The 533-nt window shown below is 78.0% G+C and carries 1 pseudogene; it reads left to right on the top strand.

Annotated features, from left to right (window positions below):
- Positions 1-533: pseudogene (locus AE652_RS42865) on the top strand (ABC transporter); the annotation flags it as partial.

Below are 533 nucleotides of genomic sequence, written 5' to 3' on the forward strand. Positions count from 1 at the left end.
CCCGGTGGCGCCGCTCGCCCACAGCGGCCGCCCCACGCCCGCCCCCGCCGTCGCCGAGGAGCCCCGGCCCGAGGGCGGCGGCACCCCCCGGCTGGCGCTCTCGATCCTGCTCGGCGCGCTTGCCCTCGGCTGCGCCGTCGCGCTGATGGCCACCTCCGGCTACCTGATCTCCCGGGCCTCCGAGATGCCGCCGGTGCTCTACCTGATGATGGCCGTCACCTCGGTACGGGCCTTCGGCATCGGCCGCAGCGTCTTCCGCTACGCCGAGCGGCTGGTCTCGCACGACGCGGTGCTGCGCACCCTCGGCACCCTGCGGGCCGCCGTCTACCGGCGGCTGAGCGCGCTCGCCCCGGCCGGACTGCCCGCCTTCCGGCGCGGCGACCTGCTCTCCCGGCTGGTCGCCGACGTGGACGCCGTCCAGGACCACTACCTGCGCTGGCGGCTGCCGGCCGCGGTGGCCGGCCTGGTCGCGCTGGCCTCGACCGCGGCGATGGCCGCCTTCCTGCCGGCCGCCGGGCTGGTACTCGGCCTCG

It is taken from the genome of Kitasatospora sp. MY 5-36, assembly GCF_001182915.1.
Lineage (GTDB): Bacteria > Actinomycetota > Actinomycetes > Streptomycetales > Streptomycetaceae > Kitasatospora.